General features: G+C 64.7%; 25 protein-coding genes. 9 read left to right on the top strand and 16 right to left on the bottom strand.

Going from position 1 to position 26414, the window contains the following annotated elements; genetic code table 11:
• Positions 1-2: 2 nt before the first annotated feature.
• The 9 genes from ACHWUQ_RS16635 to scpA form a co-directional block, all read right to left on the bottom strand.
• Positions 3-773 carry a YdcF family protein gene (locus tag ACHWUQ_RS16635; RefSeq protein ID WP_394681806.1) on the bottom strand — a complete coding sequence of 257 codons (771 nt, stop codon included), beginning with the start codon at positions 771-773 and terminating at the stop codon, positions 3-5.
• Between the two features lie 84 nt (positions 774-857).
• Positions 858-2906 carry an acetyl-CoA carboxylase biotin carboxylase subunit gene (gene accC, locus ACHWUQ_RS16630; RefSeq protein ID WP_394681805.1) on the bottom strand — a complete coding sequence of 683 codons (2049 nt, stop codon included), beginning with the start codon at positions 2904-2906 and terminating at the stop codon, positions 858-860.
• A 50-nt stretch (positions 2907-2956) separates the two neighbouring features.
• Complete coding sequence (locus ACHWUQ_RS16625; protein ID WP_394681804.1) at positions 2957-4162, bottom strand: hypothetical protein; 1206 nt, start codon at positions 4160-4162, stop codon at positions 2957-2959.
• Between the two features lie 14 nt (positions 4163-4176).
• Entirely contained in the window at positions 4177-5709 is a 1533-nt protein-coding gene (locus ACHWUQ_RS16620; protein ID WP_394681803.1) for an acyl-CoA carboxylase subunit beta, read from the bottom strand.
• A 60-nt stretch (positions 5710-5769) separates the two neighbouring features.
• Positions 5770-6807 (bottom strand): methylmalonyl Co-A mutase-associated GTPase MeaB, encoded by a 1038-nt coding sequence (gene meaB / locus ACHWUQ_RS16615; protein ID WP_394681802.1) that lies wholly within the window; start codon positions 6805-6807, stop codon positions 5770-5772.
• 91 nt (positions 6808-6898) lie between these two features.
• A complete protein-coding gene (locus ACHWUQ_RS16610) occupies positions 6899-7357 on the bottom strand; it encodes a GNAT family N-acetyltransferase (RefSeq protein WP_394681801.1) in 459 nt (152 codons plus the stop codon).
• Positions 7354-7770 (bottom strand): type II toxin-antitoxin system VapC family toxin, encoded by a 417-nt coding sequence (locus tag ACHWUQ_RS16605; RefSeq protein ID WP_312528466.1) that lies wholly within the window; start codon positions 7768-7770, stop codon positions 7354-7356. The genes ACHWUQ_RS16610 and ACHWUQ_RS16605 overlap by 4 nt, the downstream gene beginning before the upstream one ends.
• A 23-nt stretch (positions 7771-7793) precedes the next feature.
• Complete coding sequence (locus ACHWUQ_RS16600) at positions 7794-8051, bottom strand: antitoxin (protein ID WP_394681800.1); 258 nt, start codon at positions 8049-8051, stop codon at positions 7794-7796.
• 46 nt (positions 8052-8097) lie between these two features.
• Positions 8098-10272: a methylmalonyl-CoA mutase gene (gene scpA, locus ACHWUQ_RS16595; protein WP_373450262.1), complete on the bottom strand. Its 2175-nt coding sequence runs from the start codon at positions 10270-10272 to the stop codon at positions 8098-8100.
• 131 nt (positions 10273-10403) lie between these two features.
• Here scpA and ACHWUQ_RS16590 point away from each other — a divergent pair, with 131 nt between their 5' ends.
• Positions 10404-11042 carry a GntR family transcriptional regulator gene (locus ACHWUQ_RS16590; protein ID WP_394681799.1) on the top strand — a complete coding sequence of 213 codons (639 nt, stop codon included), beginning with the start codon at positions 10404-10406 and terminating at the stop codon, positions 11040-11042.
• 20 nt (positions 11043-11062) lie between these two features.
• Here ACHWUQ_RS16590 and ACHWUQ_RS16585 read toward each other — a convergent pair whose 3' ends face one another.
• Positions 11063-12355: a TIGR03862 family flavoprotein gene (locus ACHWUQ_RS16585; protein WP_394681798.1), complete on the bottom strand. Its 1293-nt coding sequence runs from the start codon at positions 12353-12355 to the stop codon at positions 11063-11065.
• Between the two features lie 153 nt (positions 12356-12508).
• Here ACHWUQ_RS16585 and moaA point away from each other — a divergent pair, with 153 nt between their 5' ends.
• The 3 genes from moaA to ACHWUQ_RS16570 all read left to right on the top strand — a co-directional run bounded on the left by moaA (position 12509) and on the right by ACHWUQ_RS16570 (position 14783).
• Positions 12509-13651 (top strand): GTP 3',8-cyclase MoaA, encoded by a 1143-nt coding sequence (moaA, locus tag ACHWUQ_RS16580; RefSeq protein ID WP_394681797.1) that lies wholly within the window; start codon positions 12509-12511, stop codon positions 13649-13651.
• 69 nt (positions 13652-13720) lie between these two features.
• The gene (gene mobA / locus ACHWUQ_RS16575; protein ID WP_312457847.1) at positions 13721-14374 is read left to right on the top strand and encodes a molybdenum cofactor guanylyltransferase MobA; all 654 of its coding nucleotides are present in this window, start codon (positions 13721-13723) and stop codon (positions 14372-14374) included.
• 73 nt (positions 14375-14447) lie between these two features.
• Positions 14448-14783, top strand: coding sequence for a thioredoxin family protein (locus ACHWUQ_RS16570; RefSeq protein WP_394681796.1), 336 nt, complete (start codon positions 14448-14450; stop codon positions 14781-14783).
• Positions 14784-14838: 55 nt separating this feature from the next.
• Here the strand turns inward: ACHWUQ_RS16570 and ACHWUQ_RS16565 are convergent, their stop codons facing one another.
• From ACHWUQ_RS16565 to ACHWUQ_RS16555, 3 genes are all read right to left on the bottom strand, one after another.
• Complete coding sequence (locus ACHWUQ_RS16565; protein ID WP_312409055.1) at positions 14839-15744, bottom strand: adenylate/guanylate cyclase domain-containing protein; 906 nt, start codon at positions 15742-15744, stop codon at positions 14839-14841.
• A 204-nt stretch (positions 15745-15948) separates the two neighbouring features.
• Positions 15949-16962 (bottom strand): LD-carboxypeptidase, encoded by a 1014-nt coding sequence (locus ACHWUQ_RS16560; RefSeq protein ID WP_394681795.1) that lies wholly within the window; start codon positions 16960-16962, stop codon positions 15949-15951.
• A gap of 185 nt (positions 16963-17147) precedes the next feature.
• Positions 17148-17585 carry a BON domain-containing protein gene (locus ACHWUQ_RS16555; RefSeq protein WP_394681794.1) on the bottom strand — a complete coding sequence of 146 codons (438 nt, stop codon included), beginning with the start codon at positions 17583-17585 and terminating at the stop codon, positions 17148-17150.
• A 270-nt stretch (positions 17586-17855) separates the two neighbouring features.
• On the opposite strand from ACHWUQ_RS16555, the gene ACHWUQ_RS16550 reads away from it, so the two are divergent.
• Together ACHWUQ_RS16550 and ACHWUQ_RS16545 are read left to right on the top strand one after the other, a co-directional pair.
• On the top strand, positions 17856-19550 hold the full coding sequence (locus ACHWUQ_RS16550) for a SulP family inorganic anion transporter (protein ID WP_394681793.1): 1695 nt from the start codon (positions 17856-17858) through the stop codon (positions 19548-19550).
• A 122-nt stretch (positions 19551-19672) separates the two neighbouring features.
• Positions 19673-20422 carry a sulfurtransferase gene (locus ACHWUQ_RS16545; RefSeq protein WP_394681837.1) on the top strand — a complete coding sequence of 250 codons (750 nt, stop codon included), beginning with the start codon at positions 19673-19675 and terminating at the stop codon, positions 20420-20422.
• Positions 20423-20460: 38 nt separating this feature from the next.
• On the opposite strand, the gene ACHWUQ_RS16540 is transcribed toward ACHWUQ_RS16545, so the two are convergent.
• Together ACHWUQ_RS16540 and ACHWUQ_RS16535 are read right to left on the bottom strand one after the other, a co-directional pair.
• Positions 20461-20871: a DoxX family protein gene (locus tag ACHWUQ_RS16540; RefSeq protein WP_394681792.1), complete on the bottom strand. Its 411-nt coding sequence runs from the start codon at positions 20869-20871 to the stop codon at positions 20461-20463.
• Positions 20872-20961: 90 nt separating this feature from the next.
• Positions 20962-21663, bottom strand: a complete 702-nt coding sequence (locus tag ACHWUQ_RS16535) for a pirin family protein (RefSeq protein ID WP_312409051.1) — start codon at positions 21661-21663, stop codon at positions 20962-20964.
• 238 nt (positions 21664-21901) lie between these two features.
• On the opposite strand from ACHWUQ_RS16535, the gene ACHWUQ_RS16530 reads away from it, so the two are divergent.
• From ACHWUQ_RS16530 to gluQRS, 3 genes are all read left to right on the top strand, one after another.
• On the top strand, positions 21902-22834 hold the full coding sequence (locus tag ACHWUQ_RS16530) for a LysR family transcriptional regulator (protein ID WP_312835841.1): 933 nt from the start codon (positions 21902-21904) through the stop codon (positions 22832-22834).
• A 112-nt stretch (positions 22835-22946) separates the two neighbouring features.
• Positions 22947-24062 carry an FAD-dependent oxidoreductase gene (locus tag ACHWUQ_RS16525; RefSeq protein WP_312457785.1) on the top strand — a complete coding sequence of 372 codons (1116 nt, stop codon included), beginning with the start codon at positions 22947-22949 and terminating at the stop codon, positions 24060-24062.
• A gap of 115 nt (positions 24063-24177) precedes the next feature.
• The gene (gene gluQRS, locus ACHWUQ_RS16520; protein WP_394681791.1) at positions 24178-25152 is read left to right on the top strand and encodes a tRNA glutamyl-Q(34) synthetase GluQRS; all 975 of its coding nucleotides are present in this window, start codon (positions 24178-24180) and stop codon (positions 25150-25152) included.
• Here gluQRS and ACHWUQ_RS16515 read toward each other — a convergent pair.
• Positions 25145-26410 (bottom strand): ferritin-like domain-containing protein, encoded by a 1266-nt coding sequence (locus ACHWUQ_RS16515; RefSeq protein ID WP_394681790.1) that lies wholly within the window; start codon positions 26408-26410, stop codon positions 25145-25147. The genes gluQRS and ACHWUQ_RS16515 overlap by 8 nt on opposite strands.
• Positions 26411-26414 lie beyond the last annotated feature (4 nt).

Below are 26414 nucleotides of genomic sequence, written 5' to 3'. Positions count from 1 at the left end.
CGCTACCACTCCCCCAAGGCCCAGCTGCTGGCCACCGCAAAGTACTCGCGCAGCCAGACGTTGAACCGGGTCAGCAACGGTGTCGGGGCCGCCACGCCAATGGGTTGGCCAAAGCCCTGGCTGCGGGCAATCTGCAGCGCGCGCCAGAGGTGAAAGTCGCTGCTGACAATCGCAATGGGCTGCGCCAGATCCACGCCGCGCTGCTGCAGCAGGGGGCCGGTCCATTCCAGGTTGAGCACGGTGCTGGTGCTGCGCGCTTCCACCACCATCGCCGCAGGGTCCAGCCCATGGGTCTGGGCCAGGTAACGCGCCATGATGGCGCCCTCGCTCTCGTCCTGCCCAAAGTCCACCCCGCCGGTCACTGCCAGCACCGCCTGCGGCTGCAAGGCCGCCAGCTGTGCGGCGGTATCCAGCCGCATGGCGAGCGCCGGGCGCGGCTTGCCGTCTTGCGTTCCGCTGCCCAGCACCACGATCGCAGCCACCGGCGTCGTGGTCGCCGGTGGCTGCCCCAGGCCGGCAATGCGCTGCCAGAGCCAGCCCACGCTGACCACCCACAAGGCCAAGCCTAACCAGGCGGCACGCCAGCATGCGCGACGCCAGGGCGCAGCCGCGCACCAGGCCTGCACCGCCCACCAGCGCCAGGCCAGGTAGCCACCGGCCAGGCCCAGCCCCACAGGCACCAGCACCCCCAGGTGAAAGTGCCCGGCCGCCAATGGCACGGCGCCCAGCCCCAGCAGCACCAGCGCGGCCAAGGCCAACAAAGCTCGTTGCATTCCCATTCCCTCGTACACCCTTCCTGGCCCACAAAAAAAACCCGCTGCGGGGCAGCGGGTCTGCATGCGGGCAAGGCAGTCAGATCATTCGAACTCCAGGATGATATCGTCTACCGCCAGCGAATTGCCCTTGGCGGCACTCACCTTGCTGACCACGCCGTCCTGCGTCGCAAACAGGATGTTCTCCATCTTCATCGCCTCGATGACCGCCAGCTTCTCGCCGGCCTGCACCTTCTGGCCTGGCTGCACCGCCACATCGACCAGCAGGCCGGGCATGGGCGAGAGCAGGAACTTGGACAGATCCGGTGGCGCCTTGTACGGCATCAGCTGGTAGAGCGCGGCGCCGCGCTCGGACAGCACGAGGATGTCTCGCTGCGTGCCATTGTGGATCACGCGCAGCGCGAGCGGGTTCTTGGCCGTGCCGCGCTCGATCTGGGCGGTAAAGGGCTGGCCGTTGCAGGTGCCGTGGGTGACGACATCGCGCAGCACCGCTTCGCTGCTGAACTGGTAGACCTTGTCGCCAATGCTGACCTTGCAGACGCGGGCTTCGTCGTCAAAATCGGTCACCTCGGCCGACACAAAGCGGTGCTGGCCTTCGGCGCCCAGCACCACGGCCGTGTAGCTGTGGCCCACACGCACCTGGTGGCCCAGCATCTGGCCGCTGATGGTGGAGGCTCGCGCGCGGTAGCGGCGGTTGCGGAACATCGCCAGCGCCACCAGAAAATCGGTGTCCTCATGGGGCACGTCCTCGGCATGGAAGCCATGGCCATAGTGCTCGGCGATAAAGCCGGTGTTGAACTGGCCCGAGACAAACTTGGGATGGGCCAGCAGCGCTGCCTGGAAGGGGATGTTCGAGCTGATGCCACGGATCGCAAAGCCGTTGAGCGCCTCGCGCATCTTCGCAATCGCCTCGTTGCGGTCCTTGCCATGCACAATCAGCTTGGCAATCATCGAGTCGTAGTACATGGGGATCTCGCCGCCCTCGTACACACCGGTATCGACGCGCACACCTTGCAGATGGGCGGTATCGGCCTGCCACATGGTCTGCTTGGGCGGCTCAAAGCGCACCAGGCGGCCGGTCGATGGCAGGAAGTTGCGGAACGGGTCCTCGGCATTGATGCGGCATTCGATCGCCCAGCCATCGCGCTTCACATCGGCCTGGCTGAAGGACAGCTTCTCGCCTGCCGCCACGCGGATCATCTGCTCGACCAAATCCAGGCCGGTGATGCACTCGGTCACCGGGTGCTCCACCTGCAGGCGGGTGTTCATTTCCAGAAAGTAGAAGTCCTGGTCCTTGCCGACGACAAACTCCACCGTGCCCGCACTCTGGTACTGCACCGCCTTGGCCAGCGCCACCGCCTGCTCGCCCATGGCCTTGCGGGTGGCATCGCTGATGAAGGGCGATGGCGCCTCTTCGATCACCTTCTGGTGGCGGCGCTGGATCGAGCATTCGCGCTCGTTCAGGTAGACCACATTGCCATGGCTGTCGCCCAGGATCTGGATCTCGATATGGCGCGGCTCCTGCACGAACTTCTCGATAAAGATCCGGTCATCGCCGAAGCTGTTGCGGGCTTCATTCTGGCAGGCGGTAAAGCCCTCCAGCGCCTCCTTGTCGTTGTAGGCCACGCGCAGGCCCTTGCCGCCGCCGCCGGCCGATGCCTTGATCATCACCGGGTAGCCAATGCCCTGCGCGAGGCCCACCGCTTTTTCTGCGTTCTCGATGGCATCGTTGTAGCCTGGGATGGTGTTGACCTTGGCTTCGTTGGCCAGCTTCTTCGACGCGATCTTGTCGCCCATCGCAGCAATCGAATGCGCCTTGGGGCCGATAAAGGCAATGCCCTCGTCTTCGCAGCGCTTGGCAAAGGCTTCGTTCTCGGACAGGAAACCATAGCCCGGGTGGATGGCCTGCGCGCCGGTCTTGCGGGCCGCATCGATGATGCGGTCAGCCAGCAGGTAGGATTCGCGGCTCGGAGCCGCGCCAATATGCACGGCCTCATCGGCCAGCTTCACATGGCGCGCGTCCTTGTCCGCATCGGAGTAGACCGCAACGGTCTGAATGCCCATGGTTCGGGCCGTGGCGATCACGCGGCATGCAATCTCGCCGCGATTGGCAATCAGGATTTTGCTGAACATGGTTGTCGTCTCTTTGTTGAATCTCTCGGTTGGCCACCCTGCTGCCGTGCTTACGGCAGCGCCTTGTCATGCGCCCATTGCCCGCCGGGCATGAGCAGATAGTCTTCGCAATCGATCTCGCTGCAGCGCGCACTGCCCAGCAGCTGCAGCATCACCTGGTCCTGCGTGCGCACATCGGTCGAACGCCCTTGCACCTTCACAGCCAGCAGGCGGCTGTCCTTGCCCCAGCGGGCAATCTCCTGGCCTTCGACCACGGCTGCCGTGCCGTCCCAGCCATCGCGGTGGGCCGTGCGCACCGTCGCCAGCCTGCGCGACAGGATGCGCTCGGGCCGCACACCCACCAGCACCACCTGGCCGCGCAAGCTGGCCAGGTTTTTGTCCAGGGTAGGCAGGTCCACCACGCGCCGGGCCTGGTACTGGCGCACCATCGCCTGCAGCCGCTGGGCATTGGCGCTGTACTCACGCTGCTGCTCAGGCTGGCCGGCATTGTGCTGCTGCTGCGCCGCTGCGTTGTTGCTGTACTGCTGGAACAGCAGCTCACGCCCCTGCAGCGAGGCCGTGGCCCGCACCACCGGCGCGGGCAGATGGCCATCGGCATCGGCCGCCAGCTCAAAGCCCTGGTACAGCATCAGCCGCACCAGGTTCTGCGCTGCAGCGGGGCAGGCACGCTGCCAGTGCTGCAAGGCCGCCTGCAGCCACTGCCTGGCCACCTGCTCGGAGCCCAGCGGTGAATGGATGTCCACCAGCACATGCAGCGCCACCGGTGCACAGGCATCGGCCGGCGTGTTGCCATCCAATGCCGCCTGCACCCACAGGCGCCCGCCCTTGCCTTCGCTGTCCGCCAAGGGCCCCAGATCGAGCAGCACTTGGCTGTCGGCCAGGGGCCGGGCAGCGCGCGCTGCCGGGCGGCTGAGGAAAATCCCCCGGTCAAAGCGGCCCTGCCACACCACCGGCGCCGCAGCGGCATCGCCGCGCGGCAGCCATTGCGCCCGTCCCTCGCCCTGGGCCAGGCCGTTTTCGCAGCCTCCCTGGTACGAGAACACATACTGCGTGGACTGGGCCAGCGGCGCGCCACTGCGAGCGACGCAACCGGTGCCCGGTGCCGCCCGCGAAATGGCAGGAGCTTGCGCCCACACGGCCCCGGCAACGCCAGCCACGGCCGCGCACAGCAAGCGCAGCGCCAACAGGCGGCGCGCCTGCAATCGCTGCGCCAGCCGCGTTGCGGCCATGCGGGGTGTGGCGGGGGTGGGACGCATCGGGCCTGCGGCGCTTACAGCGGGATATTGCCGTGCTTGCGCCAGGGGTTCTCAAGCTGCTTGTTCTTGAGCATTTCCAGGCTGCGGCAGATGCGCTTGCGCGTCTCGTGCGGCAGGATCACATCGTCGATGAAGCCCCGGGCGCCCGCAACAAAGGGGTTGGCAAAGCGGCTTTTGTACTCGGCCTCGCGCTTGGAGAGCTTGTCCGGGTCGTTCTTGTCTTCGCGGAAGATGATCTCGACAGCCCCCTTGGCGCCCATGACCGCGATTTCCGCTTGTGGCCAGGCCAGGTTCACATCACCGCGCAGGTGCTTGGAGGCCATCACGTCATAGGCACCGCCGTAGGCCTTGCGGGTGATGACGGTGATTTTTGGCACCGTGCATTCGGCATACGCATACAGCAGCTTGGCACCGTGCTTGATGATGCCGCCGTATTCCTGGCTGGTGCCAGGCATGAAGCCGGGCACATCGACAAAGGTGACCACCGGGATGTTGAAGGCATCGCAAAAGCGCACAAAGCGGGCCGCCTTGATGGAGCTCTTGATATCCAGGCAGCCGGCCAGCACCAGCGGCTGGTTGGCCACAATGCCGACGGTCTGGCCGGCCATGCGGGCAAAGCCGATCAGGATGTTCTTGGCGTACTCGGGCTGCAGCTCAAAGAAATCGCCATCATCGACGGTCTTGGCGATCAGCTCCTTCATGTCATAGGGCTTGTTCGGGTTCTCGGGCACCAGCGTGTCAAGCGACATATCGGCACGGCTGACCGGATCGGTCGTCGCGCGCACCGGTGCCTTTTCGCGGTTGTTCAGCGGCAGGTAGTTGTAGAGGCGGCGCAGCATCATCAGCGCCTCGACATCGTTGTCGAACGCCATGTCGGCCACACCGCTCTTGCTGGTGTGGGTCAGCGCGCCCCCCAGCTCTTCGGCGGTCACCTGTTCATGCGTCACGGTCTTGACCACGTCGGGGCCGGTGACAAACATGTAGCTCGAATCCTTGACCATGAAGATGAAGTCCGTCATCGCCGGCGAGTAGACCGCGCCACCGGCGCAGGGGCCCATGATCATCGAGATCTGTGGCACCACGCCCGAGGCCAGCACATTCTTCTGGAACACATCGGCATAGCCGCCCAGCGATGCCACGCCTTCCTGGATGCGGGCGCCGCCCGAATCGTTGAGGCCGATGACTGGCGCGCCGACCTTCATCGCCTGGTCCATCACCTTGCAGATCTTCTCGGCATGGGTCTCGGACAGCGCGCCGCCAAACACGGTGAAATCCTGGCTGAACACAAAGACCAGACGGCCATTGATCATGCCGTAGCCGGTGACCACGCCATCGCCGGGGATCTTGGTCTCTTCCATGCCGAAGTCGGTGCAGCGGTGCTCGACGAACATGTCCCACTCTTCGAAGGTGCCGTCATCGAGCAGCAGCTCGATGCGTTCGCGCGCGGTCAGCTTGCCCTTCTTGTGCTGTGCATCGATGCGCTTTTGCCCGCCGCCGAGGCGGGCGAGTTCACGCTTTTTCTCCAGTTGTTCCAAGATATCTTGCATGTTCCATCCTTGAAGCTTGCTAGGTTGTCTCTCTGTCTTGATCCGGGCTCGCAACCCGGGTCAATCCGCTTTCTGAATCATCGCTGCACCGCTTTGCGCCTGCAGCAGGTTTCTGGCCGCCGTCGATGCCGCCAACTGGCCCGATGCGACTTGCTGCTGCACAGCAGGCAGCATATCGCGCACGGCAGGGTGGCTGCGAAACGCCAGCTTGAGCCCATGGTCAATGCGCTCCCACATCCAGGCCAGCGACTGCTTTTCGCGCCGCATCGCCAGGCAGCCATTGCTGGTCTGCATCTGGCGGTAGCTGCTGACGGCCTCCCAAAAGGCCTCCACACCATCGCCCAGCAGCGCGCTGATCTGTATCACCCGGGGCTGCCACAGCGCACCGCGTGCCCCAGGGTCATGGCTGCCATGCATGCCCAGCAAGCGCAGGCTGGAGGTGATCTGCGCCTGCGCACGGGTGGCTGCATTCGGGTCGATATCGGCCTTGTTGATGACCACCAGATCAGCCAGCTCCATCACGCCTTTTTTGATGGCCTGCAGGTCATCGCCGGCATTGGGCAGCTGCAGCACGCAGAACATGTCGGTCATGCCATGCACCGCAATCTCGCTTTGGCCAACGCCGACGGTCTCGACCATTACCACGTCATAGCCTGCCGCTTCGCAGACCAGCACGGCCTCGCGTGTCTTCTCTGCCACGCCGCCCAGCGTGCCGCTCGACGGGCTGGGGCGGATATAGGCTTCAGTACGCATCGACAGTTGCTCCATGCGCGTCTTGTCACCCAGGATGGAGCCGCCTGACACCGTGGACGACGGATCGATCGCCAGCACGGCCACACGCAGGCCCTTGCCGATCAGATAGAGCCCCAGGGTTTCGATAAACGTCGATTTGCCCACGCCCGGCACGCCACTGATGCCCAGGCGAAAGGACTGGCCGGTGTGCGGCAACAGCGCCGTCAGCAGCGCGTCACCCAGCGCACGGTGGTCGGCACGGGTGGATTCCAGCAAGGTGATGGCCTTGGCCATCGCGCGGCGCTGCAGCGCCGGGTTGTCCCCTTGCGTAATGGCGGCAACGCGCTCGGCAACCTCGGTATTCATGCCGCCGCCCTGCCGCCACATAGCTGCAAAGCCTCTGCGCAACAAGCGCAGGCAACCATCATTTGTTTCGCCAACACCATATCCACTACCTCTACGCCGGGGTCCACTGGTACAACAGGTCAATCGGATCGCCGCCCGTCTGCACAAAGCCGTGGCGCTCGTAGAAACGGATCGCATCGCTCTGGTTGAGCACCTTCAACCACACCGCGCGGCCTTCGCGGCGCGCTTGGGTTTGCACCTGCTGCAGCGCCCAGTCGCCAATGCGGCGGTTATGCCAGGCCGGCAGCAGGTACAGGTGCTGCAGTTTCAGCCGGCCATCGCCATAGGGCACCAAGGTCAGCAGCCCTGCGCGCTGAGGGCCCTCGCCTGCGCCCTCATCCACACAGATGTGCTGCATGTACTGCGGCTCGAACTGGCGCTGAAAACGCTTGCGGGCATGGTCCATGTTGAAGATGCCCAGCCGCTCCAGGCTGGGGCGCATGGCGGCTACGCGCAGCGCGAACAGCGATTCGAAATCGCTGCTGTCCATCGGGGCAAAAGAAAGCTTCATACCGCTGCCTCCATCCAGTCTTCGATCCGCAAGCCTGCGATGCGCTCAAATTCGCGGACGTTGTGTGTGACCAGAACGCCATCAGGGTCGGCCAGGGCCTGGCAGCCAATCATCAAGTCGATGGCACCAATGGGCGTGCCCGCCTTGCGCAAGCGGGCAGATTGCGCACCGTAATGCCAGATGGCATCACCGCCCCAAGGCTCAATGCAAAACAGCGACAGGGCCTCCTCCATCAACGCCCGGTTGCGCTCCGGATAAGTGCTGCGCATGGCACCACTGGCCAGCTCCGCTGCGACCAATGCAGGTATCACCATCCGGGTATGGTCCACGGTCCGCATGCGATGGAGCACGGCTGCATGCTGGCGGTGCCAGGCATAGATGCAGATATTGGTGTCCAAGTAGTAACGGGGCATAGGTCAGCGCGTCACAGTCCGGATCAGTCAAGACCGATGTCACGCGGAGGCGTCTTGTCGCGCTCGATCTCCTCGGGCATGCCTTCGAAGCGCCCCACCAAACGGTCGAGCCGCGCCAGCCAAGCTGCATGCGCATCGGCGGGCACGGGCCGCAAGACCACCGAGCCATCTGCCTGGCGCTCGACAGTCACCTCGTCGGTGTCGAAGCGGAACTCCTTGGGCAGACGAACGGCCTGGCTGCGACCGTTCATGAAGATTTTGGCGATGGCGAGGTCAGACATGTGGCGCTTTCAGGATGCGATATATATCAATGGTATATACCTTATTTCAAGCCGTCAAGCTGGCCTTGATCTGCTCCAGCACATCCTTGGCACTGGCCGGGATCGGTGTGCCCGGGCCGTAGACGCCCTTGACGCCGGCGTTGTACAGATAGTCATAGTCCTGCGCAGGGATCACGCCGCCGACAAAGACGATGATGTCGTCGGCACCCTGCTTCTTGAGCTCTTCGATGATCGCGGGCACCAGCGTCTTGTGGCCGGCGGCCAAGGTCGAGACGCCGACGGCATGCACGTCGTTCTCGATGGCCTGGCGGGCGCATTCCTCGGGGGTCTGGAACAACGGGCCCATGTCGACGTCATAGCCCAGATCGGCAAAGGCGGTGGCGACCACCTTGGCCCCCCGGTCATGGCCGTCCTGGCCGAGTTTGGCAATCATCACGCGGGGGCGGCGGCCTTGCGCTTCGGCAAAGGCAGCAATCTCGCCCTTGAGGTTTTCCCAGCCTTCGGCCGAGTCATAGGCGGCCGCGTAGACGCCGGTCACCTTCTGCGTATCGGCGCGGTGGCGGCCAAAGGATTTTTCCAGTGCGTCGGAGACTTCTCCGACGGTGGCACGCAGCCGAACGGCCTGGATCGCCAGATCCAGCAGATTGCCTTCGCCGGACTCGGCAGCAGCGCTCAGTGCCTGCAGTGCCTTGTCGACCGCAGCCGCATCGCGCGTGGCCTTGATCTGGTTCAGGCGCGCAATCTGGCTGTCGCGCACCTTGACGTTGTCCACTTCCAGAATATCGACCGGGTCTTCCTTAGCAAGCTTGTATTTGTTGACGCCGACAATCACTTCCTTGCCCGAATCGATGCGCGCCTGCTTCTCTGCCGCAGCGGCCTCGATCTTGAGCTTGGCCCAGCCGCTGTCTACCGCCTGGGTCATGCCACCCATGGCATCGACCTCCTCGATGATCTTCCAGGCGGCATCGGCCATGTCCTGGGTCAGCTTTTCCATCATGTAGCTGCCAGCCCAGGGGTCGATCACATTGGTGATGTGGGTCTCTTCCTGGATGATGAGCTGGGTGTTGCGCGCAATGCGGGCGCTGAACTCGGTGGGCAGCGCAATCGCTTCGTCGAGCGCATTGGTGTGCAAAGACTGCGTGCCGCCAAACACGGCGGCCATCGCCTCGATGGTGGTGCGCACCACATTGTTATAGGGGTCCTGCTCGGTCAGGCTCCAGCCGCTGGTCTGGCTGTGGGTGCGCAGCATCAGGCTCTTGGGGTTCTTCGCGTCGAAACCGGTCATGATGCGGCACCACAGCAGGCGGGCGGCCCGCATCTTGGCGATTTCGAGGTAGAAGTTCATGCCCACCGCCCAGAAGAAGGACAGGCGCCCGGCAAAGGCATCCACGTCCATGCCTTTGGCGATGGCGGTTTTCACATATTCCTTGCCGTCCGCCAAGGTAAAGGCCAGCTCCAGCGCCTGGTTGGCGCCGGCTTCCTGCATGTGGTAGCCACTGATCGAGATCGAGTTGAACTTGGGCATGTTCTGGCTCGTGTACTCGATGATGTCGCCGATGATGCGCATGCTCGGCTTGGGCGGATAGATGTAGGTGTTGCGCACCATGAACTCTTTGAGAATGTCGTTCTGGATCGTGCCCGACAGCTGGTCCTGCGCAACGCCCTGCTCTTCGGCCGCCACCACATAGCCGGCCAGCACCGGCAGCACCGCGCCATTCATCGTCATCGACACCGAGACCTTGTCCAGCGGAATGCTGTTGAACAGGATCTTCATGTCCTCGACCGAATCGATCGCTACACCGGCCTTGCCGACGTCACCCGTCACGCGCGGGTGGTCACTGTCGTAACCACGGTGGGTGGCCAGGTCAAAGGCGACCGACACGCCTTGGCCGCCCGCCGCCAGCGCCTTGCGGTAGAAGGCATTGGACTCTTCGGCCGTCGAAAAGCCGGCGTACTGGCGAATGGTCCAGGGGCGCACCGCGTACATCGTGGCCTGCGGGCCGCGCAGATACGGCGCAAAGCCCGGCAAGGTATCGGCAAAAGGCAGGTCGGCGGTATCGGCAGCGGTATAGAGCGGCTTGACCGTGATTCCATCGGGCGTCAGCCAATTGAGGTTGGTGACATCGCCACCCGGGGCGGATTTGCTGGCGGCCTTGTCCCAGGCAGCGCGGTCGGCCTTGGGGAACTCGGATGCAGTGTTGTGCTTCGCGGAATCAGTCATGTCTCAAGCTCGGAATACGTTATAGACAATGCATATTGGCCTACGCACGGCCACCAGGCAAGTGTACATTATTCATAATTATGAATGCAGAATTTTGAATTTCAGTCGCCTTCTGTACAATGGCGCCACCGATGAGCCTCCCCAATTTTGCGCCACGCGCGCTGTACCAGGACGTTGCCGAGCTACTGCGGCAACGCATTTTTGCGCACCAGCTGCCGCCGGGCAGCTGGATCGATGAGTTGAAGATTGCCGAAGAAATAGGCATCAGCCGCACGCCTTTGCGCGAGGCCTTGAAGGTTTTGGCGACCGAGGGCCTGGTCACCATGAAGCTGCGCCGTGGCGCCTATGTGACTGAGGTGTCGCAAAAAGACCTGCTCCAGGTCTACCACCTGCTCGCATTGCTGGAAAGCGATGCGGCCGCCGAACTGGCCAGCTGCGCCAGCGCCGAGCAGATCGCTGAGCTACAAGGCCTGCACGACGCGCTGGAAGCTGCCGTCCATGAGCGCGATGCGTTCTTTATGGCCAATGAGCAGTTTCATATGCGCGTGCTGGAGATGCTGGACAACAAATGGCTCAGCCAGATGGTCGCCGACTTGCGCAAGGTGATGAAGCTCAACCGCCACAACTCGCTGTTCAAATCCGGCCGCATCGAGGAATCGCTGCGGGAGCACCGGGCGCTGATGCAGGCGCTGGCCACGCATGACAGCCAGGCAGCACGCGCCTGCGTGAAGCTGCATTTCAAGAACGGGCTGGCCGCAGCGTCCGCATAGCTGCTACCGCTGCGGTGGGATCAGCCCTTGAGAAAATGCGCAACACCCTGCGCCGCGCGCACGCCGCTCGACAACGCGGCGGTCAGCAGATAGCCACCGGTCGGCGCTTCCCAGTCCAGCATCTCGCCCGCGCAAAAGAGCCCCGGCCGGGCATGGCACATCAGGTCATGCGACAGCGCGGAGAACGCCACGCCCCCGGCAGTGCTGATCGCTTCATCCATCGGGCGGGGAGCGGTGACGGTGATGGGAGCCGCCTTGATGGTGGCTGCCAGTTTCTGCGCATCCTGCATGCCCTCCTTGCCCAACACCTCGAACAGCAGTGCCGCCTTGATGCCGTCAAGCCCCTGCCGGCCCTTGAGATGGCTGGCCAGGCTGCGCGAGCCGCGCGGGTGGCGGACCTCGGCGAGCACGCGCTCCGCGCTGTGATCGGGCAGCAGGTCGACAAAAAACGTTGCACTCCCCTGGGCCTTGATGGCCTCGCGAAGCGGAGCGGACACCGCATAGATGAGGCTGCCTTCCACGCCCGAGTCAGTCGCCACAAATTCTCCTCGGCGTGCAAAGCCCGCTTCGCTGCCATCGTCAAAACGGATGGCCACCGATTTGAAGGGTTGGCCGGCAAACTTGCTGGCAAAAAATGGCGACCAGCCGGGTGCGGTCTCGCGATGGGCCGATGGCAGCATGCGCACATCAAAACCGCAGTTGGCGGGCTCCAGTGCCACGGTGCTGACGCCCGCCTGCGCCAGCAGCGGCATCCAGGCGCCGTCCGATCCCAGGCGTGCCCAGCTTCCTCCGCCCAGCGCCAGCACGGTGGCCCGGGCTTGCACGGCGGTCTCGCCATCGGGCACCGCAAAGCGCAGCGCGCCTGCATCATCCCAGCCCAGCCAGCGGTGGCGCATTGCAAAACGCACGCCTGCGGCCCGCATGGCCACCAGCCAGGCGCGCAGCAGCGGCGCCGCTTTCATGTCTTTCGGGAACACCCGGCCCGAGGTACCTACAAAGGTCTCGACACCCAAATCCTGCGCCCAGACCTGCACTTCGGCAGCGCCAAAATACTGCAGCCAGGATGCGACCACCGCCTGCTGACGCCCATAACGCCCGACAAACGGTGCCATCGGCTCCGAATGGGTGAGGTTGAGCCCGCCGCGCCCTGCGAGCAGGAACTTGCGCCCCACCGACGGCATCGCGTCATACACCGTCACCTGCAGACCGGACTGCGCCAGACGGTGCGCCGCCATCAAGCCAGCCGGGCCGCCACCAATAACCGCGACATCCAATGGGGCGGGTGAAGAAGAGGAATGGCTGGGCAAGGTCATGGCAAAAATCACGCAAAGCAAAAGAGAACAAGGGGGCGAACCATACACCAACTCGGGCCACCGGCAACCGGGGATTGGTACTTTTTGCTGCTTGGCAAGGCAGCGCATAACCGCAAGGCCACATCGGAAGGCGCCCTCTAGTACCATTCGGCCATGGATCGTCCTGTTATTTCCCTGGTTGACCTGCGTCTGCGCGATACAGCTCTGGCTATGCCCGCACCGGCCGGCGTCGCACTGCCGCACGGCAATGCGGTGCACGACCTGCGCCAGCGGCCGCTGCGGGATCTGCGCATCAGCGTCACAGACCGCTGCAATTTCCGCTGCAGCTACTGCATGCCCAAGGATGTGTTCGACAAGGACCACGTGTATCTGCCGCATGGCGATTTGCTCAGTTTCGAGGAGATCACCCGTACTGCGCGCCTGTTTTCGCAACTTGGCGTCGGCAAGCTGCGCATCACCGGCGGCGAGCCGCTGCTGCGCAAAAACCTCGAAGCGCTGATTGCCCAGCTGGCCGAGCTGCAGACGCTGGACGGCGCGCCGATGGACCTGACCTTGACGACCAATGGCTCCATTCTGGCACGCAAGGCCCGTGCGCTCAAAGACGCCGGGCTCAAGCGGCTGACCGTCAGCCTCGACAGCCTGAGCGATCCGCTGTTCCGCCAGATGAACGACATGGACTTTCCGGTCGCCACCGTGCTGCAGGGCATCGAGGCCGCGCAGGCCATGGGTTTTGCCAACATCAAGGTGAACATGGTGGTCAAGCGGGGTGTCAATGACCACGAGATCGTCGCGATGGCGCGCCACTTTCGCGGCAGCGGCGTCACCCTGCGCTTTATCGAGTTCATGGATGTCGGCGCCACCAATGGCTGGCGGCTTGAAGAAGTGCTGCCCTCGGATGCGGTGCTGGAGCGCCTGCAGTCGGCTTTTGCACTGACCCCCTTGTCCGCGACTGCGCCTGGAGAGACGGCGGTGCGCTGGGGCTATGTCGGTGCCAACGGCCGGCATGATCCAAGCCTGGGAGAGATTGGGTTGATCAGCAGCGTCACGCATGCCTTCTGCCACGACTGCAACCGCGCACGCCTGTCCACCGAGGGAAAGCTGTTTCTGTGCCTGTTTGCAAGCGAAGGCTGGGACCTGCGCGCGTTGCTGCGCAATGGCGCGAGCGACAGCGATATTCGCCAGGCCATTGCCCAGGTCTGGGGCCAGCGCAGCGACAACTACAGCGAGCGGCGTAGCCAACACCCCGAGATCGCCCAGCAGCGCCAGCGCGTGGAGATGAGCTATATCGGGGGCTGACAGCGCCATCGCGCCCTTCTGATGGATGCCACCACCAGATCGCCTCAGTACCTGCTGCCTTTGCCGACCATGCCCTCTTCTGTCGTCGCCATTCCCCCTGAACACATCACCGGCCTGGTACTGGCGGGCGGCCAGGGCTCGCGCATGGGCGGGGCAGACAAAGGCCTGCAACTGCTGGGCGGCCAGGCGCTGGCATGGCATTGCGCCCAACGGCTGCAGCCCCAAGTGGGCCCGCTGCTCATCAACGCCAATCGCCACCTGGATACCTACCGCGCGCTGGGCTACCCGGTGGTGGCAGACCTGCATTTGCCGGACACCGAAGCCTACGCAGGCCCGTTGGCAGGATTTGCCGCCGGCCTGGCGGCCTGCCAAACGCCATGGCTGTTGACGGTAGCCTGCGACACACCCTATTTTCCGCAGGACCTGGCCCGGCGCCTGGCGCAGGCCACTGCCGCCCAGGGCTGCCCGATTGCGATGGCCTGCACACCGCCCGACGAGGCCGGCAGCACACGCCCGGTTTTGCAACCCACGTTCTGCCTGATCCACGCCAGCCTGGCGGGTAGCGTGCGGCAATTTGTGGCCGGCGGCGGGCGCAAACTGCGGCAATGGGCAGCGCAGCATGGCCATTGCCTCGTGCCATTTGACGATGCCCAGGCCTTTTATAACGCCAATACGCCTGAAGAGCTGGCTCGTCTGCAGGACATGCCACCGCCGCACAAGTGACTGGCGCTGACGGAAACGGACTGTGCCGGTGCTATAACAGACCAGATCAGCATCCCTACTTTGGAGCCGCCTTTTGACCTACTCGGCACAGCACCTCAGCCAGGAGCCCCAGCGCTCCGACATCGATACCCAAGCGGGCTTGACCGTCCTGGAATTTGGCACCCCCTGGTGCCCGCATTGCCTGGGGGCACAAGGCTTGATCGAGCAGGCACTGGCACCGCGCGCAGATATCCGTCATCTGAAAGTGGAAGACGGCCCAGGCCGGCCGCTGGGCCGCAGCTACCGCATCAAGCTCTGGCCCACGCTGGTGATGCTGCGCAATGGGCAGGAAGTGGCGCGCGTGGTGCGGCCCACGACGGCAGCAAGCATCGAGACGGCACTGGCCGCGCTGCAAGCGCCGCAAACATGAACACACCGGCGTTGCGCCCGGCGACGCCTATCGATGCGCCAGCCAGGGGTATGCCTCAGACCGGCGTGACCGAGAACGCCGTGCTCGGCGCGGTCGGGTCCTCGGGTGACACGCCAAAGTACATCACGCCCATCCCGTGCAGCTGCACCGACTCGCGCCGCACGGCGGTGGCAGGGTTGGCACCAAAGCTCACCCAGGTACCATAGCGGCTCAGATCGGTGTAGATGACATTGCCGCTGCGCCAGTCGATGCGGCCATGCTGGCGGGAGACACGCCGGTCCAGCACGACCCACTCCGAATCGGATGAGCGTCCGACAAAGATCGGCATCTCCTGGGTGCTGAAAAAGCGCTCGAGGCCGCCCGATGCCAGCCGCAGGCGCATCTGCACCACGGCTTCGGGCTTCATCGGCAATACCGAGTCGTAGGCGGTGACGACGTCCTGGGCTTCCGGCTCGATCCATTGCACCTGGTAGAGCATTTGCTGCTCGGCCTTGCCACGCACATCCATCCAGCCCATCGGCACAAACACCGTGTCGGCGCGGGCGCCGGACTCCATCGTCGAGGCTGCAGCCCAGACCTCGCGGTGGCCGGCCTTCTCACACAGACGCGCTGCCATGTTGACCGAGTCGCCATAGCAGTCGCCTTCCATCAGCACCACTTCACCGGTACTCATGCCCACGCGCACATGGAATTTCTGCGAGGGGGGCAGCGAATCCCATTGCCCATAATGGCGGCGCATCAGCATCGTCATGGCGCTGACGGCCAACGCACTGCTGTTGAAAATGGCCAGCACACCATCGCCGAGCGTTTTGATGACGCGGCCCCCCGCCTGCACGACGACCTGCTTGAAGGCGTCCGTCATGCCCGCGACGGCTCGCGCAGCGCGTTCATTGCCCAAGGTTTCGAACAATGCGGTACTGCCCGAGATATCGATGAATACCACGGTGGCGACAGTTGTCATGGATTTTCTTGTTACGGCCGTCGCTACCTCCTCCCCAGGAGCAACGCCGGCCTATGCATCAATGGCGACCATGCATATTACACTGCAAACCAGCATGCCCGACCAGTCTTGAGCCCGTCGTGGAGCTTACGAATTGTTAAGATTCCAACACATGGAGCCTGTGACAAATCGCGGTCAAAGCCTGCGGCTGCTGGCGGTGGATGCTTATTGATGGCCCCAATAAATCAATGCGTCCCGGCCTTCAACACTCAGCGAAACCTGGGCGCCCAACGGCAGCAGCACCTTGGTCGGCACATGGCCAAAAGGCAGGTTGGTGAACACCGGCGCCTCGATCTGCGTGCGCAGCCACTGCACGACGCTGGCCAGCTTGAAGCCCTTGTCATGCGCATTGAGATGGTAGTCACTGAACTGGCCAAACACCACGGCCTTTTGCTGGGCCAGCACGCCGGCGTGCAGCAAGGTGGTCAGCATACGCTCCACCTTGTAGGGCGCCTCGCCTACATCCTCGATGAACAGTACCCCGCCCTTGACCTTGGGCAGGTACGGTGTGCCCACCAGGGATGCGATCATCGCCAGGTTGCCGCCCCACAGCGTCGCCTTGGGGATGTAGACATCGTCCGAGGCTGACGCGCCCGTCACCGTGCCCGCCTTTTCCGGCACCAGCCGCCAGCCAGCGCCTTCGCCAGCCCCGCTCAGCAGGTCTTCAAAGCAATCCTGCATGATGTCATCGACGCCCTCTTCGGCGCCAAAATCGCCCACCAGCGCCGGGCCGGCCCAGGTCACCGCGCGGGTCCTGGCATACAGCGCCAATTGGAATGCGGTGAAATCGCTCAGGCCGACAAAACGCGTGCCGGAGGCGACAGCCTGGGCGATCTGTTCATAGTCCAGGCGGTGCAACAGGCGTGAGAGTCCATAGCCGCCCCGGCTGATCATGGCCACATCGGCGCCGCTTTGGCAGGCGCGCGTGATCGCCGCCAGGCGCGTGTCATCGTCGCCGGCAAAACGCGTGCTGGAGGCGAGCGCATCCTGGTCCACCTCCACCTGGTGCCCCATGGCCTCCAGGCGTTTCACCGCGCGTTTGAACGCCTTTTTGTCACGCACCGCCCCCGAGGGAGAGTACACATAAATATGCTTGGGGCCGTGGGCATGGTGGTGCTGGCAGTGCGCGTGGTCGCAGTGACCATGGTCGTGGTCATGGGAGTGGTCGTGCTGGTGCATGGCGGCAAACGGAGGTAGAGAAAGGCAGGCCCAAGGCTGCCGGATATGAAGAGCGGTGCCCGGTTCTGCATGCACAACCGGCACCTTCGGTGTTGGGCGGCATTATGCGGCCAACTGCCATGGGGGCGGGCCACACGGGTACTAATGCCATGGGCCAGGCAGGGACTGCCGCACGGCAGGGCTGCTCATCCGAGCGCATCGGCATGCACCTGGATCAGGCTGAAAACGCCATGCACCCCCAGCACACTGCCCGCAATCGCCACCGCACGGTCGAGCAGCGGTTGGGAGGAGACCGTGCCACGCAACGTGACCATTGCGTGGGAGGTCTCCACCTGCAGCGCCAGCAGGTCAGGGCTTTGCGAGGCGGCCAGCGCATCCACCACCTGGGAGGTGATCGCATCGTCGTCGGCGCGCTGGCGGTTGGACTGGGCTGCGCGCTCAACGGCCTGGCTGGCCCGCTGGCCCGAGGCGTCCAGTGTGTGTGCCAGTCCCTGGCTCCAGCCCCAGCCCTGCTGCAAGGCCCCGGACTGCCACAGTGCCGCCAGGCCAGCGCCGAGCGCAGCGAGCACCAGCGCTGCGATGGCGATGGCTTGAAGCGGGGTGAAGCGGCGGATCATGGGCATGGAAAGCAAAGGCAAAGGCAAACAGATACAAGCAGCGGCGGCGCGCAGACAAGGCCTGGTCTGCGCTGACGATTGTCGCGGCGCGGCCGCCGCTTGCCAAGCCATTGCAACAAGCTGCGGCAAGCGATACCGATCAGATACCAGGGCTTGGCAATGCTTCACAAACTCCGGCCGCCGATCAGCCCGAGGGATGGCCCAGGCCACTGCCCGCAGTCGCGCGGGCGCAGGAGACACGCTGCAAGACGGGGTTGATGCGGCGACAATGCAGCCATGCAGCCCACCCTGATTCACCGTATCTTTCCGTTCCTGCGCTGGCCCAGGCCTACCCCACAGCTCTTGCGTGGTGAATTCATGGCCGGCATCACGGTCGGGTTGATGCTGGTGCCCCAAGGGGTGGCTTACGCGCATCTGGCGGGCATGCCGCTGATCACGGGGATCTATGCATCGATGATCCCGGCGGCCGTGGCCATTCTTTTCAGCCCGTCCCCTCGGCTGGGTGTCGGGCCCACCGCACTGAGCGCCTTGCTGATCGGTGCATCGCTGACCGGCATGGCCGAACCGGGCTCGGCCCAGTGGGTGGTGCTGGCCGCCTGGATGGCCATCCTGGCCGGCCTGGTGCAACTGAGCCTGGGCCTGGTGCGTGCCGGCTGGCTGCTGAACCTCGTCACCTCACCGGTGCTGGCCGGCTTCACCCAGGCTGCCGCGCTGCTGATCCTGGCCTCGCAACTGCCCAGTTTGCTGGGTATGCGCAGCGACTGGGCTACCGTCTGGGACAACCCGTCGCTGGGGCTGTTTGACTGGCGCTCCATCCTGCTGGGTCTGGCCAGCATTGCCATCCTGGTGCTGGGCAAGAAGTGGCGCCCGGCCTTCCCGTCGGCGGTGTTCGTCATCGCCGGCACCGGGCTGATCAGCTGGCTGACCGACTTTGCCGACAAAGGCGGCGCGGTGGTCGGCCACCTGCCCACTGGCCTGCCGCACCTGGTCTGGCCGGGGATGCTGGACTGGTCGCAGTTTGGCCTGCTCGTCATGCCGGTGCTGGTGATTTCGCTGGTCAGCGCACTGGAGACCGCCTCCAGCGCCCAGGTCGAGCACCAACAGGCGGGTACACGCTGGGACAGCAGCCAGGAGCTGGTGGCGCAAGGCCTGTCCAAGATGAGCGCCGGCCTGTTCGGCAGCTTTGCCACCAGCGCCTCGTTCTCGCGCTCGGCCGTCAATCTGCTGGCCGGTGCCAAGACCGGCTACGCCAATGTGTTCTCGATTTTGCTGGTCGTCAGCGTGGTGCTGTGGTTCATCCCGGCGCTCTACCATGTGCCGCAGGCGGCACTGGCCGCGATTGTGATGACGGCCGTCGCCAACCTGGTCAAGCCGCGCGCCCTGCTCTATCTGTTCAAGATCTCGCGCGTCGAAGGATGCATTGCGGTCGCCACTTTCGGGATCACCTTGCTGACGGCACCGCGCATCTACTGGGGCGTGCTCTCGGGCATCCTGCTCAGCTCCTGCTACTTTCTCTACAACCGGCTGCACCCGCGCATTGTGGAGGTCGGCCTGCACCCGGACGGCAGCCTGCGCGACCGCCATCTGTGGCAATTGCCTGCGCTGGCCCCGGACCTGCTGGCCCTGCGCATGGATTCGGAGCTGGACTTTGCATCGGCAGCAGCGCTCGAGGAGCGCGCCGCCAACCTGTGGACCCAGCACGCGCACTACCGGCAACTGGCGCTGCTGGCCCAGCCGATGAACCAGATCGACATCACCGGCGTCGAAGCCTTTGTGCGGTTGGAGCGCATGGCTGCCAAGCGCGGCGGCATGCTGCATATCGTCGGCATGAAGCTGCCCGTCGAAGCCCGCCTCCAACGCGCCGGCCTGCTGCAGGACAATCCGCATCTGCGCATGTACCGCACCGATGCCGAGTTTATGCAAGCGATGAACCGCGCGCACAGCGATGACGGCATCGAGTATGCGATCTAGCGATTCGGGCGCTGCCACAGGGGCCTGACCAGCGGCCAGCGCTACCCTGGCTAAAATAGCCGCCCGCCATGCACTCCGGCACAGGCGGCTATTTCATCCCCGAAGCTTTGCCAGAAACCACCGTGTCCTCGATTCTCAACATCTCCTGCTACAAGTTCATCAGCCTGCCTGACTGTGAGGCGCTGCGCGAGCTGCTGGCCCGGCGCGCGGCCGATCTGGCGCTCAAGGGCACGGTATTGCTGGCCGAGGAAGGCATCAATTTCTTTCTGGCTGGCCCCGCCGAGGCGGTACATGCCTGGGTGGATGCGCTGCGCCAGGACCCACGTTTTGCCGACGTACAGCCCAAGGAGAGCTGGTCGCAGACCGTGCCGTTTCGCAAGATGCTGGTCAAGGTCAAGCCGGAGATCATCCGCATGGACCACCCGGCCATTCGCCCTGCCCATGGCCGGGCACCATCGGTCAGCCCCCGCGATCTGCAGCGCTGGCTGCAGCAAGGCCATGATGACCAGGGCCGCCCGGTGGTCACCCTGGACACCCGCAACGACTACGAGGTGGACGAAGGCGCCTTTGTCGGCGCGATCGACTGGCGGCTGCGCAAGTTCACCGAGTTCCCCGCACAGCTGCGGGCGCACCGGGAGGAGCTGGCCGGCAAGACCGTGGTCAGCTACTGCACCGGTGGCATCCGCTGCGAAAAGGCCGCCATCCTGATGCAGGAAGAAGGCCTGACGCATGTCTACCAACTCGAAGGCGGCATCCTCAAGTACTTTGAGGAAACCGATGGCAGCGGCTACCAGGGCAGCTGCTTTGTGTTTGACGAGCGCCGCGCCGTCGATGACGGCCTGCGCAAGACGGCGCTCAAGACCGAGACCTGACCGCTAGGCTGCTGCCCGGCTCGGCATGCTGCAGGCGATCAAGCAGCGTGGCGCTTGGCATCCAGGCTCCATGCGCCGGCCCCAAAGGCGGCAAAGGCCAGCAGCCCGCCGACGATGGCGATGTTCTTGTTGAACAGCAGCTTGGTGACCATCACAGCCTCGGCGGGAACCGACCAGTAGGCATGGAAGATCACCGTCGCAGCCAACGTAAAGATCGCCAGAATGGCTGCGGCATAGCGCGTACCCAGGCCCAGCAGCAGCGCCAGACCACCCAGAATCTCGATCGCCAGGCCCACGACCACCCCCACCTCGGGCATCGGCATGCCTGCCGATTGGGCATAGCCTACGGCGCCGGCAAAGCCGGTCAACTTGCCCCAGCCTGGAATGATAAAGAACCAGGCAATCAGAATGCGGCCCAGCAGGGCCAAAGGATTTTGCAAAGCATTCATATTTTTCTCCTTGAAATAACACCACCACTACTACCAACACCCACACCTGCGCCACACGGGGGCGGCCCTCCATGGCAGCCCCCCTGTGCATCAGGCAGCCAGATCAAATACCAGCACTTCGGCATCGCGGGCCTGCGCCAGGCGCAGCGATGTCTCCTGGTCCAGATAGGCCGCATCCCCGGTGTGCAACGCCGTGTCGTTCACCGACACATCGCCCCGCACCACATAGACATAGGACTTGCGTCCGGGCGCCAGGCGCAGGCTGGCCTCTTCATCGCCATCGAGCAATCCGGCATACATGCGCGCATCGGCGTTCATCGTCAGCGAGCCGTCGGCCCCATCGGGAGACACCACCAGGCGCAGCTGGCCGCGCTTGTCCGCATCCGCAAACGTCTTTTGTGCATAGCTGGGCGCAATGCCCTTGCGATCGGGCTCGATCCAGATCTGCAGAAAATGCGTTTCCTGGCCGCTGGCATGGTTGAACTCGCTGTGCTGCACGCCGGTGCCGGCGCTCATGCGCTGCACATCGCCCGGTGGCAGGCCTTCGATGTGACCCATGCTGTCCTTGTGGGCCAGGTTGCCTTCCAGCACATAGCTGATGATTTCCATGTCGCGGTGGCCATGGGTGCCAAAGCCCTTGCCCGGTGCCACCCGGTCTTCATTGATCACGCGCAGATTGCCCCAGCCCATGAAGCGGGGGTCGTAGTAGCCGGCAAACGAGAAACTGTGGTTGGAGCGCAGCCAGCCATGGTCAGCATGGCCACGATCGGCAGATTTACGAACCATCAACATTTTTGATCTCCTGTCTGGCAAACGGCGCACATTGCGCTGTTCATCACCATGTCCAAGACTGTAAAACCGCAGCATCTGCCTGCGGGGCAGCGGTTTTGATGGCATCATTCAAAAAATCTGATGGGCTTTTTCCAGAACGTATCCACGATCTCGTCAAGCCTGAATCAAGCCGGCCTCAGCAGCGAAGATTTACCGATCTGCCCAGGGCTGCATGTAGGAAAGAACCGTCAAAATGGCCTTGTTGCGTGACCGTGATGTCCTCACCCCCGATACCCTGGCCTTGCTCCAGCTGGTGGCGGACTCCGGCAGCTTTGCCGCTGCAGCACGCCAGCTGGGTCTGGTGCCCAGCGCGCTCACCTACCGTATCCGCCAGGTCGAGGATGCCCTGGATGTGCTGCTGTTTGACCGCAGCGCGCGCCAGGCCAGGCCCACCGAGGCTGGCCAGGAGCTGCTGCGCGAAGGCGCGCGCCTGCTGTCGGAAGTGGATGCCGTTGCCAACCGCGTGCGCCGCGTCGCTACCGGCTGGGAGCCCGAGCTGCGCATTGCCGTCGACGGGGTGATATCGCGCACCACCCTGCTGGAGCTGATCGAGGGCTTCTACACGATCGCGCCGCCCACCAGGCTCAAGATCACCGACTCCATCCTGGCCGGTACCTTGGAAGCCCTCAGCTCGGGCCGCGCCGATCTGGCCATCGGCATTGCCGTCGATGCATCGCACGTCGCCGGCCTGCAGCAGCTGGACCTGGGCGAGATCACCTTCCGCTATGTCGTCGCCCCGCACCACCGCCTGGCCGACGAGTTGCAACCCATCAGCGACGAGGTGCTGCGCCAGCACCGCATCATCGCCGTGGCCGATTCCTCCCGCAGCGGAAATGGCCAGACGATCGGCGTGCTCAACGGCCAGGATGTGCTGACCGTCGACACCATGCAGGCCAAGCTGCAGGCGCAGCTGCGCGGCATCGGAGGCGGTTTTCTGCCAGACAACATGACCATGCCCTATCTGCGCAGCGGCCAGTTGGTGGAGCGCGAACTGATGCGTCCCCCCCGCAAGATCAAGCTGCGCTACGCCTGGCGCGGCACCAATCCCGGCAAGGCTTTGCAGTGGTGGCTCGACCAGTTGCAGTCCGAGGCCACACGCACTTCTTTGCTGAGCAATCACTATGTGGGATAAATCCTGAGCAAAATGGGCATGCACACCGTGTAGAGTGGTTCTCCAGATGCCGCTGCACCTGCAGCCATCTGTGATGCCTTATCGTTTGTCGAAACAGTACAGAAAGTCTTTCATGTCTTCTCGCATTCCCCCCAAACCCAAACGATCAGCCTCCTCTTCCCATATTGTTCTGGCCACCCGCAAGCACTATGCCGTGGTAGGCGCCGGCATGGCGGGCGTCGTCTGCGCACGCACCTTGCAGCAGGCGGGCCACCAGGTCACCGTGATCGAAGCCCAACCCCAGGTGGGTGGCCGCATGGCCAGCCGCCACAGCGCGCATGGCAGCTTCGATGTCGGCGCCCAGTTCTTCACGGTGCGCGACCCGCGCTTCCAATTGGCGCTGGACACCACCCCCGATGTCACCCGCCAATGGAGCGTCAATGCCATCCGCACCCTGGATGCGACCGGCAAGGTCGCCGTGACCACTCAGCGCGGCATGGAGGCCCATCTAGTGGGCGTCCCCACGATGGACAGTCTGCTCGCGTCCTGGTCCGCGCCGCTGACCGTTCGCCTCAATGAATATGCACTGGCTTTTGAGCGCGATGCACTCAACCCCAGCCAGTGGCAGTTGCGCACCGAAGACGTCGACGGCGGCGTCCACGTCTACGCCGGCCTTGACGGCGTCGTGCTGGCCATTCCGTCACCCGAAGCCCAGGAGCTGCTGGCCGACAGCGAAACCCATGTGCCCGCTGACTGGCAGCTGCCCGATGTCTACATCGCCCCCAGCTGGACCCTGCTGCTGACCTTTGCCCATGCGGTCGATCCGAGCATCACCACGATGGGCCCGCAGTGGAATGCCGCGCGCACCGAACACCCCCGCATCACCTGGCTCTCGCGTGAGTCGTCCAAGCCCGGCCGCGGCAAGGTCGAGCGCTGGACCGTGCAGGCCAGCCCCGACTGGGCGCGCAAGCATGAGAACGACGAGCCCCAGCGCGTCGCCGCCAAGATGCTGCAGGCCTTCTCCGAATTGACCCGCATCCGCGCCACGCCCAGCGACATCCGCGTTGTGCAATGGGGCTATGCCAAGACCATCAACCCCCTGCCCAAGGATGCGAAGGGCCAAGCCCGCAGCCATCTGTGGAACGCCAAGAGCGCCATTGGCCTGTGCGGCGACTGGTGCCTGGGCTACCGAGTCGAAGACGCCTTTGTCTCCGGCCTGGAACTCGCGCTGGCCGTGCTCGGCGAATAAGCGCAGCGCGCGCCCGGCAGCCTGCCGGGCGCTTCTTCTATTACGACATCCTCAGCCGTTGCCGATAGGGGCAACGGCTTCGCGCGCGTGCCAGCGGCATTACACTGGCTGACCCATGAGCTCTCGCGTTTACACCGGCCGTTTTGCCCCCTCGCCCACCGGCCCGCTGCATGCGGGCTCCTTGGTGGCGGCCCTGGCGTCCTGGCTCGATGCCCGCGCCCATGGCGGCACCTGGTTGCTGCGGATAGAAGACATCGATCCGCCCCGCTGCCCACCGGGCATGGACCGAGAAATATTGCGCCAGCTCCATGCGCTGCAGCTGGTTCCCGATGCGCCGCCGCAATGGCAATCCGCCCGCCATGGCCTTTATGCCGCCGCACTGGCGCAGCTACAGGCAGCAGGCTGGGCCTACCCCTGCGCCTGCACCCGCCGTGACATGGATGCCGCGCTCGCCGCGCAGGGCCATGTGCATGAGCGCCACGGCGAGCGCCCGTACCCGGGCACCTGCCGCGATGGCCTGCATGGCAAGACCGGCCGCAGCTGGCGCTTCCATGCGCAGCGCTTCCAGCAGCATGCCAGCGCCGTAGCGGCCGAAGACGACCTGTTGCCGACGCTCGAACACCCGGTACTGCACAGCGACCAGCAGCTGCTGTGGCAAGACCGCTGGCTGGGCCCGCTGCAGCAGGATGTGGCTGCCAGCGTCGGCGATTTTCTGGTGCAGCGCGCCGATGGCCTCTGGGCCTACCAGCTGGCCGTGGTGGTCGATGACGCCGCGCAAGGCATCAGCGATGTGGTGCGCGGCGCCGACCTGGCCGACAACACGCCGCGCCAGCTGTTGCTGCAGCGCGCGCTGGGCCTGCCTGCGCCGCGCTATATGCACACGCCGTTGGTGCTGCAGGCCGATGGTGAAAAACTCTCCAAACAATACGGCGCGCCAGCCGTCGTGGTGGACAGCGCCGAGCAGCGCATCGCCGTGCTGCGCCAGTCGGCCCAGCACCTGGGGCTCCAGGCGGGCCAGGCCAGCAGCATCCCCGATGCGCTGGCCGGCTGGACGGCGCAATGGGCGCGCCGCCATCTGGCCCCTACATGAAATTGCGCGTGTGCAAGGAGGCCAGCTCCTGCGCATGGCCGCGCTCAAAGCCCAGCCGCACCAGCTTGGTGTAGCGGCCATCGGCCATGTCCTGCATCAGCTGCTGCACGCGCTGGCTGCCCAGCGCCAGCGCATCGGCGGAGAAGGCCCCGGCGCCCACCAGGATCAGTGCATCAAACACCTCTTCGTTCAAGCCCGATGTCCCGGCCAGCGCATCATGGCGTGCTTCCACCGCCTGGGCCAGCCGGTGGCGAAAATCCGGCTCGAGCTTCAGGCGGTGCAGCAGGTGCGACATGCCCAGCGCCACATGGCGCGCCTCATCGCGGGCGGCCAGGCGGCAGATCTGGCGGGTCAGCGGATCGGGCGCATAGGTCTGCAAGAACTGCAGCAGATTGACAAAGCTGCCCTCGCCCAGCACCGACAGCAAAAAGCCCGCCACTGAAAAATCCTTTTCCGCCAGCAAGCTTTGCAGCGATGCCTGGCCGCCTGCGGTGGAGAGCGCCGGTTCACGTCCATGGCGGCGAATGCGGCGGGTGAACACATCGATATGGCGGGCCTCGTCGGCCACCTGGATCGCCAGCGCCGCCTGCAGCTCGCGGTAATGCGGATGCAGCTCGCCCAAGAAGCGCGCCGGCACGATCAGCGCCGCATTTTCGTTCTCGACCATATAGGTCATCACCTGCACGATCGCGTCCTCGATCACTGCCGGAGGCTCGGGCGCATGCGCCCAGTCGATATCGGTGTCGGCATTCCACTGTGCAGCCACGGCCTGGGCATACAGGTCCCCGGCCTGGTCGGTCCAGAACTCGGCCTTCTCCTGCAGGCGAAAGGCAAAGGCCGGCGCCCCGGCCTCCACCGCTGCGCCGCGCGCCGCCAAGCCCCAGGCCGGGTTGGCCTGTGCGGCGACCGCACCGGGTTGGCTGGCATCGCTGTGGCCTGCCACCGCAGCATGGCGCCACCGGCCGGCTTGCGCGTTGCCGCGCAGCACCAGCAAGGCCGGCTGCCGCAGCCAGCCCGGCGGCGTTTGCAGCGCATGGCCCTGGGCCTGGCACCAGGCCGCCAACTGCGCCTGCCAGCCTGGCGCCTGGCCGCTGACCCGGATGGACTCGCCCACGGCGACGGCGGCCAGGCCGTGCTTGACCAGCAGGTGCGCACCGGCATCAAAGCCCAGCCGGCCCAAATCCACCAGCGGCAGGCTGGCGAGGTCGGCCTGGCGTTCGCTGCCAGCGCCGCAGGACGGTGCGGACGGTTTTTCCATGGGC

Origin of the sequence: uncultured Comamonas sp. (genome assembly GCF_964277875.1) — a bacterium.
GTDB classification, from domain to species: Bacteria; Pseudomonadota; Gammaproteobacteria; order Burkholderiales; family Burkholderiaceae_C; genus Comamonas; species Comamonas sediminis.
The sequence above is the reverse complement of the archived record's forward strand: the minus strand, read 5'-3'. Positions and strand labels throughout refer to the sequence as shown.